Genomic DNA, 19265 nt, shown 5'->3' with positions numbered 1-19265 from the left:
TCGCCTCAATTCGAGAATTGCGGGTATGGTGCGGTAAAGTTGACCGGTGCTTGCGCATGGGTGCGCTGTTCACGGCGGGTTACCCGAGCGGCCAAAGGGGGCTGACTGTAAATCAGCTGGCACAGCCTACGTGGGTTCGAATCCCTCACCCGCCACTTGAGCGTTCGCAGCGCAAGCGCTCAGCGGCCCGGAAGTCTTCAGTGAAGACTCCGGGCCGCTGACGTATTCCATCCTTCGCCGGCTGCTTAAAGCCTCTTCAGCACTCCCCACATACGGGTGAGTGCCGTATCGTGGCGGCCATGGCTACCACTGAACTGACCTCAGAGGTGTTCCAGCAGACGCTGGAGGACTCCGACATTCTCTTTATCGACTTCTGGGCCGACTGGTGCGGGCCGTGCAAGCAGTTTGCGCCCGTCTACGAGCAGGTCTCGGAGCAGCACCCGGATATTACCTTCGGCAAAGTAGATACCGAGGCGGAACGAGAGCTCGCCGCGGCCGCGAAGATCAGCTCCATTCCTACGCTGATGGCCTTTCGTGAGAAAGTCCTCGTGTTTTCCCAGCCAGGGGCGCTCAACGCCGAGCAGCTCACCCAGGTGGTGACTGCCGTCAAGGACTTGGACATGGAGGAAGTCCATAAGCAGGTCGCTGAGCAGGACGACGGCGACGCCTCCCAGGAAGGCTAACGCGCCCGGTGATCCTCCGGCGCAAGCCGCGGACCGAAGCGCTCGCCCCGAAAACCTGACAACTTAAGCAGTCGGATCACGCGCTGGCGATGCGGGCGGAATGATTCCAGCAGGTCCAGCATCCCCGCATCGTCAGTCCGCTTGCCAGTCAACGCCTCGCCCACGAAGTGCGCCAGATGGTAGTCCCCGACGGCCGGAAGATCAGCCGATCCATGGGATCGCTGCAGCGCTTCGGCGGTGGTCCACTGGCCAACACCAGAAATCGCGGTGAGCTGCTCAGCCAATTCACCGATCCTCGTGGTCTCGAGCGGGGTTGAAGCGCCCAAACGGTGAATGCTGCTCGCCCGGTCCGCCAGGCGCTGAATCGTCCGTGACATGGGCGGTTGAACCCACATTCTGTGCCATTCCCAGCTTGGCACGCGTTTCAGCTGTACACCGGTGAGGGGCAGCCGGAGCCAGTCCGGGGTCCCAAAAGACGCTGATGTTGGTGCCCGATCGCCATGCCGCCGCAGGAGCTGCCGCCACCCATGCCGAGCCTCACGGTGAGTTACCTTCTGCTCCAGCGTCGCGGTCACGAGCTGGTCGAACAGTGCCCCCGTGGCGGGTAGCCGGACTCCCGGATGTCGGCGGCGCACCTGCGCCAGAGTGGCGGAGATGTGGCCTCCCAGTGCCTCGAGCAAAAGCTCGAACTCACTCCAGTCATCCTCCGCCCCGAGCAGTGCTGGAACCATCTCCAGTGCAGAATTGAGGGCTTTCTCGCTCTCACTGACGGCATAAACTCGCAGCCGCGAGGTGTCCAGCTGGTCACACCGCAGAGTCACGGCACCCAGGTGTCGGCCGGCGGCGTCGTACTGCCGCAGAGCCATCCAGGCACCAGCCCCCGGGGTTCCCCGGGGCCCACCGCTGAACGCGCCGGGGTCTACACGGATGGCCGGGTCGGCGTAGCCGCGCTGCAGGACGCCCAGGGTCCGCGGCAGATCAAAGGGCTCGTAGAGGTCGATGTGCACCTCCGAATCCACCACCAACCGGGGGTGTGCTGCCGCGCTTGTCATCGCTCCAGGATGGCACAGTGTGGGCTCGAGCAACTCGGTGACGCTCAGCTGGTTCGTCGAGGGCCGCAGTGACCGTGATATTGCGTTACAAGTCGCAGGGCTGGGGCGCTGGGAAGCTCGCCGGTACGCTGAAGGTCATGAGATACGCCGAGTCTGTCGTCGACCTGATCGGACGCACCCCTTTAGTGCGCCTGAACAACGTCACTGAAGGTATCGAAGCCACTGTTCTGGTGAAGCTCGAATACCTCAATCCGGGCGGGTCCATTAAGGACCGGATCGCCCTGAAGATGATCGAAGATGCTGAAAAGTCTGGCGAACTGGGCCCTGGGGGTGTGGTGGTTGAACCCACCTCCGGAAACACCGGCGTGGGTCTGGCGCTTGTAGCCCAGCAGAAGGGCTACCGAGCGGTTTTCGTGACGGTACCCAAAGTGGCCAAGGAGAAGCGTGACGTACTCCGCGCATACGGAGCCGATGTGGTGGTCGGGCCCTCAGGTGTGGGTGGTGAATCCCCACTGAGCTACTACGGCATCTCTGACCAGTTGGCTCGCGAGATCGAAGGCGGCTTCAAGCCAGACCAGTTTTCCAATCCCGGAGCGCCCGCCAGCCACTACGAGTCCACCGGACCGGAGATTTGGGCTGATACCGAGGGCAAGCTGACTCACTTTGTCGTCGGCGCAGGCACCGGTGGCACCGTCACCGGCACGGGCCGCTACCTCAAAGAGGTTTCCGCAGACCGCGCCTCCGGCCCTGTCCGGGTAGTGGTCGCTGATCCCGACGGTTCGGTCTACTCCGGCGGAGAAGGCCGCCCGTATTTTGTGGAGGGTGTGGGCGAGGATATCTGGGTGCCCAATTACGACCCCGCAATCCCTGACGAGAAACACGCGGTGACCGACGCCGAATCCTTCTCCATGTGCCGCAGACTCGCCACCGAAGAAGGGCTGCTCGTGGGCGGTTCCTCAGGACTGGCCGTCACCGCTGCGTTGCGAGTGGCCAAGGATCTTGGACCCGACGACGTCGTCGTCGCCGTTTTACCAGACTCTGGACGGGGTTATCTGGCCAAGATCTTCAACGATCAGTGGATGATTGATCACGGATTCGGTGAAGTGGTCTCCACCTCCACTGGAACAGAGATCAGTGTGAAGTCCACTGAGGAGATCAGTGCAGCGGTCCGTGACGGTGAGATCGCCAGCGACAGCTCAGCGAAGGCTGCCCCCAACGCCGGGATTGATCATTCGACCACAGCAGCGGCCCTGCTGCGCGCCAAACGAGACTTGTTCTCCGATGCGCTTCCAGAGGTCATCTCCATCACCCGAGACACCACACTCCGCGAAGCGGTGAGCGTGATGAACCGCTACGGCGTCGACATTGTGCCGGTCATCGACCGGCCGGGCGGGGCCGCCCGGATCGGTGAAGTGTACGGAGTGGTAGATGTGGCCCACTTGTCCGAGGACGTGATCGAAGGCCACGCCGGACCGGATGACCTGGTCTCGGACCACCTCAATGACAACCTCCCACTGGTCGGAATCACTGAACCGATTCCGCATATTTTGACCAAACTCCGCGCCAATCCCACTCTGCTGGTCGCCGACCGTGGAGATATCGTCGGCGTCCTCACCCGCAATGACCTGCTGGCACACCTTTCAGGCGCCAAAAGAGAGGAAAGCACCATCGATGAGTGAGCACAAGGCCACCCCTGGATTCTCCACCCACGCCATTCACACCGGCCAGGAGGTGGACCAAGTCTTCGGCGCAGTGGTTCCGCCGATTCACTTCTCCACCACCTATGCCCCCGACGGCATCGGTAACCTGCGCAACGGTTATGACTACGGCCGGGCAGGCAACCCCACCCGCACCGCACTTCAGACTCAGTTGGCTGCGCTCGAAGGCGGCAAGCACGCCTTCAGTTTCGGCTCAGGCCTGGCAGCAGAGGATGCGATCATCCGCGGGCTGATGCGCCCGGGACAGCGGATCGTGATGGGCAATGACGCCTACGGCGGAACCTTCAGGCTCTTTGACAAGATCCACTCCGCATGGGGCGTGTCCAATACACCACTGGACCTCAGCGACCATGACCGTGTGGCATCCGAACTTGAGGACGACGACGCCACTCTCCTCTGGGTAGAGACCCCCTCCAACCCGCTGATGGCTGTAACAGACATCGCAGCGCTGGCAGAGATGGCACATGCCAACTCTGCGCTGCTGGTTGTGGACAATACGTTTGCCACCCCATACCTCCAGCAGCCTCTGCGGTTAGGAGCCGACGTGGTGGTGCACTCCACCACCAAGTACATCGGCGGTCACTCGGATGTGGTGGGAGGTGCCGCTGTGTTGGGCTCCACCGCTGCAGCTGATGACCTGGCTGAGAAAATCGCTTTCCAGCAGTTCGCTGTCGGTGCAGTATCTGGACCCCTGGATGCCTACCTCACCACCCGGGGCCTCAAGACTCTAGGAGTGCGTATGGACCGGCACTGCGCCAACGCACAGACCATCGCAGAGCACTTCGAAGGACACCCAGCCATCGAGCGGGTCCTGTACCCGGGTCTGGCATCCCACCCCGGTCACGAACTCGCCGCCGCACAGATGCGCAGTTTCGGCGGGATGGTCTCCATCCAACTTGCAGGAGGTGAACCAGCAGCCCGCAAAGTCGCCGAGGCTACCAAATACTTCATCCTGGCTGAGTCTCTCGGCGGCGTCGAATCTCTCATGAACTACCCGCATGAGATGACCCACGCCTCAGTGCGCGGTACGGAGCTCGCAGTGCCCGAGAACCTGCTGCGCCTCTCAGTGGGAATCGAAGATGTCGCCGACTTGATTGACGATCTGGAACAGTCGCTGGCCGGCCTCTAAGGTGGCTGGCGCCCTGCGGTTGAGATGATGCGCGCGCAAGCGGTGCTGCTGGCCGGCGGAGCCGGAAGCCGGCTCGGAGGACTGGAGAAAGCCCTCCTCAAACGGGAGGGTCGAACCCTGATCGCGCACTGGACCGATGCGCTCCTCGAGCGGGAAATACCAGGCGTCGTCGTCGGTTCCGAGCATCTGCGCGGGCACATTCCGGGACAGATCCTCCTGACCCGTGAGGACCCACCACTGTCTGGACCCGCAGCGGCCGTCTGTGCCGGAGTGCGAGCCCTGATCCAGTCGGGCCCCGCCCAACCAGCCGAAGTGTTTCTGCTGCTGTCAGTGGACACGGTGGACCCCGGGCCGCTGCTCGACTGGCTGCTGGACTGGCTTCCTGCCCTGCACGACACCGGAGAAGATGCCGTAGTCCCACGAGACCAGAGGGGCCAGTTCCAGATGCTCAGCTCCGCCGTAGACCGCGCCTGGCTCAGCCGCCGTGTGGCCCAACTGGCGCCCGGAGAAGAGACCGGTCGGTCGCTGCGCTGGCTGATCGGCGCCGCCCCGACTGCGCACCCCCTTCTGCCGGAAGGCCTTGGCCAAGATGTCGATACCACCGATGACGCCCGGCACCTCGGGGTCGCCCTGCCCGTTGAGCCGCCCACAGACAGGACCTAGACACCAGGGTTCTGTGAGAACCTGGTCAGAACCGTCCTGTGACGTCAGAAACAAGCCCCGCGAGGAGCACTATGTCAGACGCCGATAGTCCCCAGTACACCGAGCAGTCCATCCACGAACCGATCGAACAGTGGGTCAAAGAGCTCATACGCCATCTTGAGATCGAAGACACTGACATCGACATCGAGGAACTCCTCACACTCGCCGGAGAAGCGGCCCACACTGTGGTCCGACCCGCTGCGCCGGTGACCACGTTCGTGATCGGCTACGTCACCGGCCTGGCCGAAGCCTCTGGACAAGCGGACTACAAGAAGGCGTTCACCGCCGCCACACAGATCACACGCCAGCTGCTGGTGCAACGCTCCCAGACCTCAGAGTGACCCAGTACCGGCTGAAGGCGACTTCCAAGTGACCTCCCCCGTCCCCTTTGATCAGGCCAGAGGCATCGCGGCTTCTGCTCAAGCGCTGCCCGCGGTACGGCGCCCGTTGGCGGAAGGAATCGGCTGTGTACTGAGCGAACCGGTGACTGCGCAGCTCAACATTCCGCATGTTGCGACCTCAGCTATGGATGGCTGGGCCGTCACCACCACGGAACAGCCGCGGTGGAGGCTCAGGAGTGACAGCGCGGAGCGTCCCGGAACTGTGCTGGATCCGCTCGCTGCCGGAGAGGCTGTCGCCGTAGTCACCGGAACTCCCGTCCCAGTAGGGTCCCACTCAGTGCTGCGCTCGGAACATGGCTACATCGAGCACGGCGACGAGCAGGGGGCGCAGCTTCGTGCAGACCCGGAGACCCCTGACCTGGAGCCGAACCGCAATATCAGGCCCCAGGCTGCAGAGGCCCGCACCGGAGAGGTGCTCTGTGAACCGGGTCGAATCCTGACCGCCACCCGGGCAGCTACTGCAGCGGTCGCCGGCTATGACGAACTGGCCGTAGTACCGCCCCCAAGAGTCCGGCTGATTCTCACCGGCAGTGAGGTCATCACCTCGGGGATTCCCGCGCCGGGGGAGGTGCGTGACGTTTTCGGCCTCGCGCTTCCTGCGATGGTCGGAGCCATGGGTGCCGAACTAGTAGGCATGGACCGCATCGACGACGACGCCGCCGCCCTCGTGGATCTGATGGAAGAAGACGCTCCTGACATCATCATCACCACAGGGGGCACAGCCGGTTCGCCCGCGGATGTCCTGCGCCCGGCGCTGACCCGCATAGGAGCCCAGATCCTCGTCGGCTCCGTGGCGATGCGCCCCGGACACCCGGGCCTATTGGCGCACTGCAACGGCACGTACATCCTCGGGCTGCCGGGAAATCCACTAGCCGGCTTCGCGGCGCTCACCGTCCTGGGAGATCCCCTGATCAGGGCGCTCAGAGCGGTCACACCGACCCTCACCTCGCACACGTGCAGTGCAGGCAGTACGCTCCAGGGGCCCCGCACCGGAGTGCGACTGGTACCAGTGCAGGTCACCCAGGAAACTGTGCAACCCTTGCCCCACGCCAGCTCTCATATGATGAGGGGATTAGCGGAGGCTGACGCATTCGCCGTCATCCCGGCCGGTGGTCTGGCTACTGGTGAACATGTGGAATGCCTGCCAGTGCCGGGAAGCCCCTACCGACCTGGCGGCTGGGCCCGCACCAGCAGTTGATAACGATACGGGAGGAGTCACCCCATGGGCCGCATCACCCAGCGCAAGCGGATCACACGGATCCTCCGCGAGTCTGACAATGCGCAGGATTCCACTCAGCCCCGCCAGCCCGGTGTCACCTCCCGCAGCAAGGTTGACCTGCTCGCAGTTGAGGAGCCCTTGGAGCTCAGGCTTGCGGGTGAGGCGTTTACCGTCACCATGCGCACACCCGGCCACGACTTCGAACTTGTCGCTGGGTTCCTGGTGGCTGAAGGATTGATTGGGCGCTCAGAAGAACTGCGCGGCCTGCGGTACTGTGCCGGTGCCGATGAATTCGGCAACCAGACCTACAACGTCATCGACTGTGACCTGGACCCGTTTGTGATGAGGCCTTCGATCAGTGAAAAACGGAATGTTCTCACCACGTCGGCATGTGGCATATGCGGCACCACCTCAATCGACGCAGTAGAGAAGACGCTCCCCCCTGCCCCAGAGCGCGGTCCCCAGCTGAGCATCAGCGCCGAGACCATGCTGAAGCTTCCTGACACTCTGCGAGACCAACAAAAGATCTTCGACAAGACCGGGGGAGTCCACGCGGCAGGACTCTTCGACGCTGAAGGGCACCTGATCTGTCTGCGCGAAGATGTGGGCCGCCACAACGCTGTGGACAAAGTCGTCGGGTGGGGACTTATGGAAAACCGCCTGCCGCTCACAGGTACGGTGCTCCAGGTCTCAGGCCGGGCATCTTTCGAGCTCGTGCAGAAAGCAGCCCTGGCTGGGATTGAAATGCTCAGCGCCGTTGGAGCTCCGTCCTCTCTGGCAGTTGACCTTGCCGAACGAGCCGGCTTGACGCTGGTCGGCTTCTCCCGCGGAAAGAGCGCTAACGTCTACACCCATGACCATCGGGTCGAGGGCAGACTAGAATTAACCGCTCAGGACACATTCAGCGTCGAATGAGAGAACAAGGATCCGCAGGCCATGTCTAAAGCACGGGGACGCCGAGTCGAGTTCGGCGATATCGACGAAACAACACTGCAAGTCGGACAACCCAAGGTGTCCGCCGCCGGGCTCAAAGCAGTCAAGGTCTCCTTCGACCGCGGGTTGGAACAGGGCGGAGTCAGCCGGACGCTGCGCTCCATGTACCGGGTTAACCAGCCCGGCGGCGTCGACTGTCCTGGATGCGCCTGGCCCGAGTCCATCACCGGTGACCGCAAGAAAGTCGAATTCTGCGAAAATGGCGTCAAGGCACTTGCAGAAGAAAACACTCAGCGTGTCGTGACCCCCGAATGGTGGGCGCAACATCCCATCAGTGAGCTTGAGACACGGACCGAGTACTGGCTCGGACAGTCCGGAAGGATCACTGAACCCATGATCATTCGGGAAGGCGAAGAGCACTACTCGCCCATCTCCTGGAGCGCCGCCTTCGACCTCATCGGTGAGCACGTCCGCGCCACAGAGCCTGACCGGTGTGCGTTCTACACCTCAGGCCGCACCGCCAATGAGACGGCCTTTATGTACCAACTCTTGGCACGGAGCTTAGGCACCAATAATCTCCCGGACTGTTCCAATATGTGCCATGAATCTTCAGGCACCGCGATGACGCCCACGATCGGCATCGGCAAGGGCACCGTCTCCCTGGAAGACATCGAGAACGCAGAGCTGATCTTTGTGGTGGGACAGAACCCCGGAACCAACCACCCGCGCATGCTCGGCTCCCTGGCTGAGTGCCGGAAGAACGGCGGGAAGGTCATCGCAGTCAACCCGCTTCCTGAGGCTGGGCTCCTGAAGTTCAAGGACCCCCAAACTCCCAAGGGGCTCATGGGGGGAGGGGAACGGATCAGTGACGAGTATCTGCAAATCCGCGTGGGCGGAGATCAAGCACTCTTCCAGGCACTGGGGCACTTGCTGCTGAAGGAAGAAGAGTCCAACCCTGGCAGCGTCGTCGATTCCGCCTTCATCGAGTCCTCCACTCAGGGCTTCGAGGGCTACCGCGCTGCCCGCGCAAACCTCGACTGGGAAGAAACCGAACTGGCTACTGGCCTGAGCCGGTCCCAGATCGAGGCCACGGCCGAGACCCTGGCCTCCTCAAAAGCAACGATCTTCTGCTGGGCGTTGGGCATCACCCAGCAGCCGCACTCGGTGGACACCATCAAAGAGATCGTCAATCTCCTCCTATTGCAGGGGAACTTCGGTAAGCCCGGTGCGGGGGCCTGCCCCGTCCGTGGACACTCCAATGTGCAAGGTGACCGCACGTTCGGCATCTGGGAGAAACCCACCGAAGGCTTCCTCAACCGGCTCGATGCCGAATTCGGCATCACCTCTCCCCGACACCACGGCCACGACTCCACCAACACCATGAAGGCAATGGCCGAAGGTGAAATTGACGTTTTCGTCTCCCTGGGCGGCAACCTCGCCATGGCCAACTCCGACACCGCGCTGATGGCGCAGGGACTCAAGCGCACCGGTCTGACCGTCCATATCTCCACCAAACCCAACCGTTCACATGTGATGCACGGCAGGACCTCCCTAATCCTGCCGACTCTCGGGCGCACTGATCGAGATGATAAGCATCCCGGTGGTGCTCAGTTCCTGTCAGTGGAGAACTCGATGTCGGTGATCAGCAGCACGCAGGGGCGGCTAGAACCTGTTTCGGACCACCTGCTTGCCGAGCCGGTCATTGTTGCCCGCATGGCCCAGTCGATTCTGGGCGATGATCACCCGGTGGATTGGCAAGCGATGGCCGAAGACTATGACGTCATCCGTGACCACTGCTCCCGAGTGGTTTCCGGGACGGAGAATTTCAACGAACGTGTCCGTGACAAATACGGATTTGTACTGCCGAACCCTCCCCGGGACCACCGGGCCTTCGCCACTGATGACGGGCTCGCCCACTTCACAGTCAGGGATCTTGAGTACTTGACTCCGCCACCCGGTCACCTGGTGCTGCAGACTATGCGCTCCCACGATCAGTACAACACCACGTTCTACGGACTTGATGACCGGTACCGCGGAATATCTGGGGGCCGGAGGGTCATTCTGATTCACCCGCAAGATCTTCAGGCCACAGGTTTCGCTGACCGGGACCTGGTCGATGTGGTCTCTGTCTTCCGGGATGAGGAGCGCCGGGCTGAACGCTTCCGTCTGGTCGCCTACCCCACAGTCCAAGGCTGCGCCGCCGCGTACTACCCGGAGGCCAACGCCCTGGTGCACCGGGATCTGGTGGCCAGGGAGTCCAACACGCCAGGGTTCAAAGCAATATTCATCCGATTCGAACCCTGCGCCGAAGAAGCCCGCGAAGACGAACGTCACGTGGAGCGTGACATCGGACTCGAATTGTCAACATCATAAGTCTGTTCTGTCGCACCTGCACACCCCCCCCAAGAAGGAGCGCTCCATGCCTCTCACCGTCGACGCTGTGGTTGTCAAAGACAAAAACGCCCCCGCTGCCATTGAGCAGATCATCATTCCCGACCCCGGGCCGGGTGAAGTCGTTGTTGATGTGTTGACGTGCGGGGTCTGCCAGACCGACCAGCACTTTCAGCAAGGTGAGGTGGGAGACAACTTTCCCTACCTCCTTGGGCATGAGGCCACCGGTAGGGTCTCTCAGATCGGACAGGGAGTCACCTCTGTAGCGGTCGGAGACAAAGTGATTCTCAACTGGCGCGCTGTCTGCGGTGAATGCCGGGCCTGCCGGAAGGGCGAACAGAAGTACTGTTTTGACACTCACAACGCTACGCAGAAGATGACCCTCACCGACGGCACTGAGCTTGAAGCGGCTTTGGGCATCGGAGCCTTCGCTGAGAAGACGCTTGTGGCAGCAGGGCAGTGCACAGTCATCGATGACATACCAGAGACAGCCAATGCGGCAGTTGGCCTGCTGGGCTGTGGGATCATGGCCGGCATCGGATCGGTGCTCAACACTGCTGCCGTCAAACGCGGGGAGTCCGTGGCAGTCATCGGGGTGGGAGGTGTGGGCACGGCAGCAGTGGTCGGTGCCAAACTCGCCGGAGCTACCACGATCATCGCAGTGGACATCGATGACCGTAAATTGGAGCAGGCAGAGAAACTTGGTGCCACGCATACAATCAACTCCCAGCAGAGCGATCCAGTGGAAGCCATTCGTGAGCACACCGGCGGTTTCGGGGCAGATGTCGTGATTGACGCCGTCGGCCGGCCCGAAACCTATAGGCAGGCGTTCTACGCCCGAGACCTGGCTGGACGAGTTGTCCTCGTTGGTGTTCCTGACCCATCCCTGACTATTGAACTGCCGATGATCGACCTCTTCGGACGTGGAGGAGCACTGAAATCCTCCTGGTACGGCGACTGCCTGCCTTCTAGAGACTTTCCGATGCTGGTGAATCTCTACCAGCAGGGCAGGCTGGACCTCGATGCTTTCGTCACAGAGCGCACTACCCTGGACAAGGTTCAAGAAGCCTTCGACACTATGAACCGAGGAGACGTGCTGCGCACGGTCGTCGAGCTCACAGCATGAGATCAGCGGACAGCCACGAGAAGTAGGAGCACCTATGAATGCACGAATCGAACACCTTGAAACCTCCGGCACCTTCTCTCTGGACGGTGGGACTTGGGATGTGGACAACAACGTCTGGATCGTCGGCGATGACCATGAGGTGATCGTGATCGACCCCGCACACAACGTCGACGCCGTGGTCTCAGCCGTCAACGGCAGGAACGTCGCAGCAATCCTGCTCACCCACGGGCATGACGACCACATCCGCCAGGTACTGGACGTCAAGGAAAAAATGGGGGGCTCCATCCATCTCAACCCTGAGGACCGGATGCTGTGGAATCAGGTGCATCAGGATTCAGCTCCTGATGTTGAGATTGCCGACGGAGATACCTTCAGCGTCGCCGGCGCCACTCTGCGCGCGATTCACACACCTGGGCACTCACCCGGTTCCACCTGTTTCTACTCTGAAGATTTGGGAGAGAGCCCCGTGCTGTTTTCCGGAGACACGCTCTTCCAGGGTGGACCAGGGGCTACCGGGCGTTCCTACAGCAGCTTCGACACCATCGTTGAGTCCATCCGCACTCAGCTTCTCGAACTGCCCGCAGATACTCTGGTCAACACCGGCCATGGTCCCTCCACCACCATCGGTGAGGAAACCCCAAACGTCTAGACAGTGAACGAGCACGTTGCGTCCGCGCGATGGTGCCGAATCGGCGTGGATGAGGCGCTGGAGGCGGGCGGCACCGACTGTGTAGGGTGAAGGTTAGTGGCACTGCTGTGCTGCGGACAGTCGCATTTGAATGATGATGGAGAGACCATGACACAGCCACCTACACCCCCGAACGGGGACCAGCCCCACCAGCCCCCATACCCTGAGCAGCCTCAGCAGCACCAGCCGCCTGAGTTCGGTGGATACCAAGCGCCGCGGGATCAGGGGCCAAACGCAGCAGGGTTCTTCAAGGCACTCTTCGATTTCAGTTTCAAGAGCTTTGTCACCGTCAAATTCGCAGCGGTCATCTACGGTGTTGCACTGGTGCTGATTGGTGTGCTGGCTCTGGTAGGCATCATTGCGGCGTTTATTACCATGACTGAGTCCGCCGCTGGAGGGCTGCTCACCCTACTGCTGGTCTTGGTTGCCGCGCCGTTCTACCTCATTCTGATCCGTTTGACGTTGGAGCTCTACGTGTCGATGATCCGCACCGCGCAGAACACTGCAGCCACCACCACGGAGCTGGAAAACCTGCGTCGGGAAATGTCTCAGCGCCGCTAGACCTTCAGACTGATATGCCTCATATGAGGTGACGGTCATCCTCGTGCCAGAGGAGTTCACAGTTGCAGTGCCGGGTGGCCCGCACAATGCCCGCCACCCGGCACTGCTGAGCCCGATGCGGTACATGAGCCTCATATGGCGTAGACTATCTAAGCACTCTCCGGATAATCCCGTTTATCTGTGCAGACTCCTGGCTCGCCCGGTCCCCGGTCGGTAGGTCCAGTTGAGCGTTGTTTTCGTCACGGGTCGATTCCGGAAAACCCTCGTGGTCCGTCCCCGTGAAATGTCCAGCGTGATATCACATGATGAATCCTGCTGTGCCCATGCACTGCTGCGCCGAGCGCCAGCAGTTCGAGCACAAGTGGTCTGAAGAATCATGCACTCTGAGGCACAACGCGGGGATCAAGCCGCACAACTGTGACAAGGAGTCACCGTGACCGAAACACCTCAGCCCAACCAGTTAGCGTTCAGCGACCTCGGATTATCGCCGAAGGTCCTGAGCACGATCGAGAAGATGGGATACGAAACTCCGTCTCCCATCCAGGCAGAAACCATCCCTCACTTGGTCGCTGGCCGGGACGTCGTCGGGCTTGCCCAGACGGGCACCGGTAAGACAGCCGCCTTCGCGCTGCCAGCGCTGACTCATATGGCGGCAGATCATGAGGCCGGCGACCTTGGGTTCCTGCCCAATACTCTGGTTCTGGCCCCCACCCGCGAGTTGGCTATTCAGGTCGCTGAAGCGTTCTCCACCTACGCGGCGCAGCTTGAGGGCATATCTGTTCTGCCCATCTACGGCGGCGCTCCATACGGCCCGCAGCTGCAGGGACTTCGCCGGGGTGCCAACGTCATTGTTGGTACACCGGGCCGCGTCATCGACCACATGTCGAAGGGTTCCTTGGACCTCAGTGAGGTTAAGCACCTGATCCTTGATGAGGCAGATGAGATGCTTCGCATGGGATTCGCCGAGGAAGTCGACAAGATCCTCGCCCAGACCCCTGACACTAAGCAGGTAGCGCTGTTCTCGGCCACCATGCCAAAGGCGATCCGTCGGATCTCTGAGGACTACCTCAACGATCCCATCGAAGTCTCGGTCAAGAACAAGACGACCACGAGTGCGAACACGCGCCAGCGGTACGTCTTCATCAAGCATCACGCCAAACCAGAAGCTTTGGTGCGGATTCTTGAGACCGAACCCCACGAGGCCGCAATCGTGTTCGTCCGGACACGCTCTGCTACGGAAGAGGTCGCGCACAAGCTCACCGCCCGTGGTTTCCGGGCTACAGCGATCAACGGTGACATCCCCCAGAACCTGCGGGAGAAGACTGTTGAATCACTCAAGGACGGCCGCATCGACCTCCTGGTGGCAACAGATGTTGCAGCACGTGGTCTCGATGTGGACCGGATCAGCCACGTCTTCAACTACGACATCCCGCTGGATACTGAGTCCTATGTGCACCGTATCGGCAGGACAGGCCGAGCGGGACGCTCCGGTGAAGCGATCCTGTTCGTCACACCCCGAGAGCGGCGTATGCTGCGGTCCATTGAGAAGGCCACACGCCAGACAGTCGAGCAGATGAACCTGCCCACGGTTGCTGATGTCAACGCCTCCCGTTTGGATCGTTTCTCTGAGCGGATCACGCAGACCCTCGCCACTGAAGACCTTGAGGATTACCGCGACCTGGTCACCAGTTACGTCAATGAGCACAACACTCCAGCTGAAGACGTCGCTGCGGCCCTAGTCGCTGTGGTGCACGATGGTCGCCCGTTGCTGCTGGATGAGAAGGCAGAAGACGACCTGGCCCGCGCAGCTTCGCAGAGCTTCGAACGCGAAGACCGTGGAGCCTCCCGTGACCGGGGTCCCCGTGACAGTGGGGCTCGCGATCGCGGTCCTCGCCAGAAGGGCTCCCCTTCAGTGGCTGGTCCAGGAAATGCGATGTACAAGATTGCAGTGGGTCGTCAGGCTGGGGTCGCTCCAGGACATATTGTCGGTGCCATCGCCAATGAAGCTGGTCTATCTGCTCGCGAGATCGGGAGCATCGACATTCGCCCCACGCACTCTCTCGTGGAGCTGCCGGAGACCCTGACTAAAGATCAGTGGGCCGCCCTGTCGAAGACACGGATCGGTGGAGAGCTCATTCGGCTCGAGCGTGATTCCGGGTCTCAAGGTGCCCCAAGCGCAGGCAAACGATTCGACGCCGGCAAAAAACGCAGCGGGTTTGATGCGGACAGGCCTGCTAAGAAAGCCACCAAGAAGCCGCGCTGGCGCGACCGCTAGGCCCTTGTTCCGAGTCTCGTCTCTGGGGTCTCGTCAAGGATCTCAGAGGCGAGTCTCGAGCTGCTGTCCAGTTCACTCTGTCTACACTGCAGAATGACTGAACTCAGCGCTAAAGACCTTATTGCCCGCATCGACGACATCGGTACTTGTATGTTCACCACAGTGGACTCATCACAAAGACTGGTGTCACGGCCTATGTCAGTCTCACATATCGATGAGCACCACCGTCTGTGGTTCTTCAGCCCAGCCGAGTCGGAGAAGGTCGATGACGTCCTCGGGGATGGTCATGTGAACCTTGCTTTCGTCGCCGACAAGACCTGGATATCGGTCGCCGGTACGGCTGAAGTGGTGGATGATGCGCAAAAGAAGCAAGAGCTTGAGGATCTGGGTGCCAAGGCCTATTTCGCCAAGGGTGCTGACGATTCAGAGGCTTGGCTGATAAGCGTGGATCCGGAAACCGCCCAGTACTGGGAAGGGCCAGGCAAGGCCGTTGCTCTTGTGAAACTGGTGGCCTCAGCCGTAACAGACAGCACTCCGAGCATGGGGGACAAGGGTCACGTCGAATTCTGAGCCCCACCGCTTTTCGGTGATTAATGGCGGCCGAGGATGTGGCGCAGAGCTGTCTCCAGGTCGGGGTGCCGGAACCCGTATCCCAGGTGCAGTGCCTTCTCAGCACTAACATGCTGATCAGCGAACACAATCTCTTGGGCGCCTTCAGCCCCAAGCAGCAGTTTGGGGCCGAAGGCGGGTACGGGGATTGCCGAAGGTCGGCGCAGCACGTTGCCGAGTGTCTTCGCATAATCGTGTGCGGTCACCGGGTTTGGTGCGACACCATTGACCGGCCCTCGAGCTTCGGAGTTCAGCAGCAGATGCACTGTCAGCGATGCAAGATCATCGAGACTGATCCAACTCTGCACCTGGTCCTCACCTAGTGGCCCACCGGCCCCGGCCGCGAAGATCGGCAGCAATTGTTGCAGGGCACCGCCGGATGGCGACTGAACAATGCCGGTGCGGAGCATGGCCACCCGAACACCTGCATCTTCAGCCCGGCGTGCGGCGTTCTCCCAGGCGTCGCAGACACCGGCCAGGAAGTCGGTGCCGACTCCAATATCTTCGTGGAGCACCTCGTGGCCGTGAGCCCGGTCAGCGGAGGTGGCCCCATACCAACCGATCGCTGAACTGCTGATGAGGGTCCGGCCCCGCGGGTTGGTCTCCTCAGCGCGTGCCAGAGAATCCGCGATGAGCGTCGTGCCCTTGATTCGGGAGTCACGAACTTTTCGCTTGTGTTCCGCGGTGAATCGTGATGCCAATGGGTGCCCTGCCAGGTGGATAACAGCGTCAACCTCTGCCAGTGCGGCGTCGTCGATTTTTTGATTCTCGGGGTCCCAGGCGATGTCCTCACTGTTGCGCCTTGCGCTGGTGTTGGGGCTGCTGAGATCGCGTCGCACAAGGTGACGAACCTTGATGCCGGCGCCGCCGAGGAGGGCGCATACCTGTGGGCCGACCATGCCGGAGGCCCCGGACACTGCCACGACGCGAGGGAAGTCTCGCATCTGTGCACTGTTGGCTGCGGCGTCGTGCTGTTGGCTTTCCAAGGTGCCGTGTGCCTGGTGGAAGGCCAAGTCTTCGGTGGTTTGTCGGGTCCGGAAATCGAATACACGGAGTAGTTCGTTCTCGAACACCCGGTGCAGTTGTTTGGTGACTGCCTGGGGGAGGTGAGACAACGCGGGGAATTCGTAGGTGACGGTTTCGCGGAGCATTGTGCCAGAGCCATCGTCAATAAACTCGCGGTAGTGGCGCCAACTACGCATAGGGCCGGAGACCATCACGTCGCTGAAACTCCGACCCTGCTCAAAGTCCTCATGGCGGGATGTCCACTTCATGCTGCTCGGGACAGCGAACGGCAACATGGAGCTGAGTGTCTTGGCGGCTGCGGTGGCGCTTGTGCCAAGCAGGCCCGGGAGGTTGAGTGTGATGACGGAGCCTGAGCCGTTGACCGGCCCGTTCGGGGGTTCCTGACGGACTGATCCAGCGAACGCCGGATGAAGCCGCGTCAGCGCTCCGGCCCGGGTGTACCAGGTAAAGACATCCTCCCGGGAGAATGGCAGATAGGTTTCGTAGTGGAACTGTGGCATCAGAACTCCTGAAAGTCTCGCCGACGGGTCCGTTACGCCGCAGGTCAGCGGCAGGCCGGTATACGGACCGTACCACCGCCCCAGGTGCGTGCGCTGTAAGGTTCTGCTCCTCTGTCGATGAGAAAACGGGGGCTGCTTTCCCGGCGAGCACCTTTGAATTTGAGGGAGTGTCGGCAGCAGTGTTACTGTTTACTGCCGTTGCCCCAATAGCTCAGTGGTAGAGCGCAGTCTTGGTAAGACTGAGGTCCCGGGATCGATTCCCGGTTGGGGCTCCGCAAGACACGACAGTACACAGGGGGAAGCTCTTCCATGGGGAAGACATTAGACGCGCCTAAAAGGAAACGAAGAAGAAATCCACCACCCCAAGGCATGCTGAAGCGATGCGCTTCAGTGATGGGGGCAACCGTAGTAGCAGCAGGCCTAGCCTTGGGCGGTTCCGCTCCGGCCAACGCTGCGCCGGACGATGTATCCGAAGCCCTTGGCAAGTTCTTGGGCGGCGAGGCTGCCGGAATCGATCTCGACGGCATCGCTGAAATCAACGGTGCATTCGCAGAAAACCCCAGCGGTGACCACCCGATCGTGACGAATCCGCTGGGCGCTGAGGTGCTCAACGCAATTGGTGTGAATCTCGGCGATTCGCTCCAGTTGTTCGGTCCGAATGGTGTCATCCAGTTGGGTGCTGTCAACCAGTATGGCGAGGCTCAGGATGACGGCTTCGCGCGCGCTGCTTCAGGTGCAGTGAGTGACCAGGGCGGCATATCAGTCGGTGGCTCTGAAGAGTTTCCCGCTGACGCCAGTGTTGATCTCAGTGAGCTGTTGACTCAAGTCACCGATGGCGCCACTGAGAACCTGATTAGTGATCTGAGTCTCGAGACTGGCGCTTTGTCATCAAGCATCGAGCAGATCGACGGTGGCACGCCAACTACTGATTACCAGATCGCCGGCGCGACGCTTAATTTGCAGAGTCCTGCTATTGGTGATGTGTACACGGATCTTCTCTCCACCGTGGACGCATTGCAGGGCGACCTGAATGGACTGTCAGGCGCAATCTCGGACGCCTTGGCAGCTCAGCTTAACTTGGGACTTCTGAACTTCAACGCCGACGTCGATTTCACTCCGCCCAATCTTTCAGCGCTGCTGCCAGCGGATGTCGTAGGCGAAAGCAGCGGAGTCACGGTCGATCTTGCGACAGGTGCAGTCACGGTTGATCTGGAGACGCTCCTTGCGGCCAATCCCGATTTGCCGAACCTCAACGACATGCCCGCAAACTCGGAGCTGCTTAGCGGCCCGGTGCTGGCAGCTATCGCTGACGGCATCACCCAGGCGGTGACCGACGTCGTGACTGAAATCCTCACCAACATCGAAGATACGGTTTCGGCGACTTCAATTAGTGTGACAACGAGTCTTGACATCATCCTCGCAGGTAGTGTCACAGTGACCTTGGACACCTCCATTGGCGCCTTGCTTGACGGTACGGCTGAAGACAGCTTGGTTGTGGACTCATCGGGTGCAATCGGCACACTGCTGAGTGCACTCGGACTCAACAACGTTGGGGAGCTCGGTGATCTGGTGTTGAACCTGGTCGGTGGGATTGTGGGCGACACTCTTGAAGAGCTAGTCGAACTTGAGAGCACAATCGACGGCATTACGGAACCATTAGCTACTGAGATCGTCGGCCCGCTGCTCGAGATCGTGAACCAGGTTGTTGCGTTGACTGTCAATGTGCAGCCCGAGGTTGGTGACCTTGGTGAAGATTCGTCGACCGTCCGCGCATTGCAGATCAGCTTGCTTCCCGCAGGCCCCCTTGCGCAGGTGAATCTTGCTTCCTCGACCGTACGTGGTACGGCTGTGGCACTTGATCCTTCCCTCACGGTGGATCCAAACGAGGTAGCTGCTGGCGAGTCGACGACTATCAGTGGTGAGGGTTATACCCCTGACTCGACTGTCACTGTTGAGATCACTGATTCCGAGGGCAACATCATTGACACTCTCGAGGGCGTCGAGACCGATTCCGAAGGCAACTTCAGCACCGAGTGGACTGTGCCTGAGGGTACGGAGGCCGGAGACCTGACCGTCACCGGAACCGACGATACTGATCCAACTGCTTCCGCGACAGACACTCTGAGCGTCACAGAAGATGACGACGCTGACCCGGATGCTGATGCTGATGCAGACGCTGCTGCTGACCCGGATGCTGAAGCTAACGTAGATGCTTCGGCTTCTGCCTCGGCTTCGGCGGATGCAGACGCTGA

16 protein-coding genes and 2 tRNA genes are annotated in these 19265 nt (G+C 61.0%); 16 read left to right on the top strand and 2 right to left on the bottom strand.

All coding sequences use genetic code 11. The features are described 5' to 3' along the window. The first annotated feature begins 73 nt into the window (after nt 1–73). Together FH975_RS14525 and FH975_RS14520 are read left to right on the top strand one after the other, a co-directional pair. A tRNA-Tyr gene (locus FH975_RS14525) sits at nt 74–155 on the top strand. Between the two features lie 144 nt (nt 156–299). Beyond that, nucleotides 300–683 (top strand): thioredoxin family protein, encoded by a 384-nt coding sequence (locus FH975_RS14520; RefSeq protein ID WP_153078327.1) that lies wholly within the window; start codon nt 300–302, stop codon nt 681–683. On the opposite strand, the gene FH975_RS14515 is transcribed toward FH975_RS14520, so the two are convergent. Next, nucleotides 680–1735 (bottom strand): DNA-3-methyladenine glycosylase family protein, encoded by a 1056-nt coding sequence (locus FH975_RS14515; protein WP_235928762.1) that lies wholly within the window; start codon nt 1733–1735, stop codon nt 680–682. The two genes, FH975_RS14520 and FH975_RS14515, sit on opposite strands and share 4 nt — an antisense overlap. A gap of 137 nt (nt 1736–1872) precedes the next feature. On the opposite strand from FH975_RS14515, the gene FH975_RS14510 reads away from it, so the two are divergent. From FH975_RS14510 to FH975_RS14455, 12 genes are all read left to right on the top strand, one after another. Then, entirely contained in the window at nt 1873–3414 is a 1542-nt protein-coding gene (locus FH975_RS14510; RefSeq protein WP_153078326.1) for a pyridoxal-phosphate dependent enzyme, read from the top strand. Next, nucleotides 3407–4582, top strand: coding sequence for a cystathionine gamma-synthase (locus FH975_RS14505; RefSeq protein WP_162321932.1), 1176 nt, complete (start codon nt 3407–3409; stop codon nt 4580–4582). Before FH975_RS14510 ends, FH975_RS14505 begins: the two co-directional genes overlap by 8 nt. 24 nt (nt 4583–4606) lie before the next feature. Further along, nucleotides 4607–5245: a molybdenum cofactor guanylyltransferase gene (gene mobA / locus FH975_RS14500; RefSeq protein ID WP_162321931.1), complete on the top strand. Its 639-nt coding sequence runs from the start codon at nt 4607–4609 to the stop codon at nt 5243–5245. Between the two features lie 71 nt (nt 5246–5316). After that, entirely contained in the window at nt 5317–5625 is a 309-nt protein-coding gene (locus tag FH975_RS14495; protein ID WP_162321930.1) for a DUF6457 domain-containing protein, read from the top strand. Between the two features lie 28 nt (nt 5626–5653). Next, the gene (locus FH975_RS14490; RefSeq protein ID WP_162321929.1) at nt 5654–6883 is read left to right on the top strand and encodes a molybdopterin molybdotransferase MoeA; all 1230 of its coding nucleotides are present in this window, start codon (nt 5654–5656) and stop codon (nt 6881–6883) included. 24 nt (nt 6884–6907) lie between these two features. Beyond that, on the top strand, nt 6908–7819 hold the full coding sequence (gene fdhD / locus FH975_RS14485; RefSeq protein WP_162321928.1) for a formate dehydrogenase accessory sulfurtransferase FdhD: 912 nt from the start codon (nt 6908–6910) through the stop codon (nt 7817–7819). Between the two features lie 21 nt (nt 7820–7840). Further along, nucleotides 7841–10210, top strand: a complete 2370-nt coding sequence (locus tag FH975_RS14480) for an FdhF/YdeP family oxidoreductase (RefSeq protein WP_162321927.1) — start codon at nt 7841–7843, stop codon at nt 10208–10210. Between the two features lie 46 nt (nt 10211–10256). Further along, nucleotides 10257–11354: an S-(hydroxymethyl)mycothiol dehydrogenase gene (locus FH975_RS14475; RefSeq protein ID WP_162321926.1), complete on the top strand. Its 1098-nt coding sequence runs from the start codon at nt 10257–10259 to the stop codon at nt 11352–11354. Between the two features lie 34 nt (nt 11355–11388). Continuing rightward, on the top strand, nt 11389–12003 hold the full coding sequence (locus tag FH975_RS14470) for an MBL fold metallo-hydrolase (RefSeq protein ID WP_153078318.1): 615 nt from the start codon (nt 11389–11391) through the stop codon (nt 12001–12003). A gap of 147 nt (nt 12004–12150) precedes the next feature. Next, nucleotides 12151–12603 (top strand): DUF4282 domain-containing protein, encoded by a 453-nt coding sequence (locus FH975_RS14465; protein ID WP_153078317.1) that lies wholly within the window; start codon nt 12151–12153, stop codon nt 12601–12603. A gap of 433 nt (nt 12604–13036) precedes the next feature. Beyond that, nucleotides 13037–14878: a DEAD/DEAH box helicase gene (locus FH975_RS14460; RefSeq protein WP_328821909.1), complete on the top strand. Its 1842-nt coding sequence runs from the start codon at nt 13037–13039 to the stop codon at nt 14876–14878. A 93-nt stretch (nt 14879–14971) separates the two neighbouring features. Next, entirely contained in the window at nt 14972–15448 is a 477-nt protein-coding gene (locus FH975_RS14455; protein WP_162321925.1) for a pyridoxamine 5'-phosphate oxidase family protein, read from the top strand. A gap of 20 nt (nt 15449–15468) precedes the next feature. On the opposite strand, the gene FH975_RS14450 is transcribed toward FH975_RS14455, so the two are convergent. Next, nucleotides 15469–17013 carry a TIGR01777 family oxidoreductase gene (locus tag FH975_RS14450; protein WP_162321924.1) on the bottom strand — a complete coding sequence of 515 codons (1545 nt, stop codon included), beginning with the start codon at nt 17011–17013 and terminating at the stop codon, nt 15469–15471. 200 nt (nt 17014–17213) lie between these two features. Here FH975_RS14450 and FH975_RS14445 point away from each other — a divergent pair. Together FH975_RS14445 and FH975_RS14440 are read left to right on the top strand one after the other, a co-directional pair. After that, a tRNA-Thr gene (locus tag FH975_RS14445) sits at nt 17214–17285 on the top strand. 97 nt (nt 17286–17382) lie between these two features. Beyond that, a partial coding sequence (locus FH975_RS14440) for a choice-of-anchor G family protein (protein ID WP_162321923.1) occupies nt 17383–19265 on the top strand: 1883 nt, incomplete at its 3' end.

The organism is Nesterenkonia haasae (assembly GCF_010119385.1).
In the GTDB taxonomy this organism is placed as follows: Bacteria; Actinomycetota; Actinomycetes; order Actinomycetales; family Micrococcaceae; genus Nesterenkonia; species Nesterenkonia haasae.
Note: the sequence above shows the minus strand (reverse complement) of the source record. Positions and strands in the feature narration are given on the sequence as shown.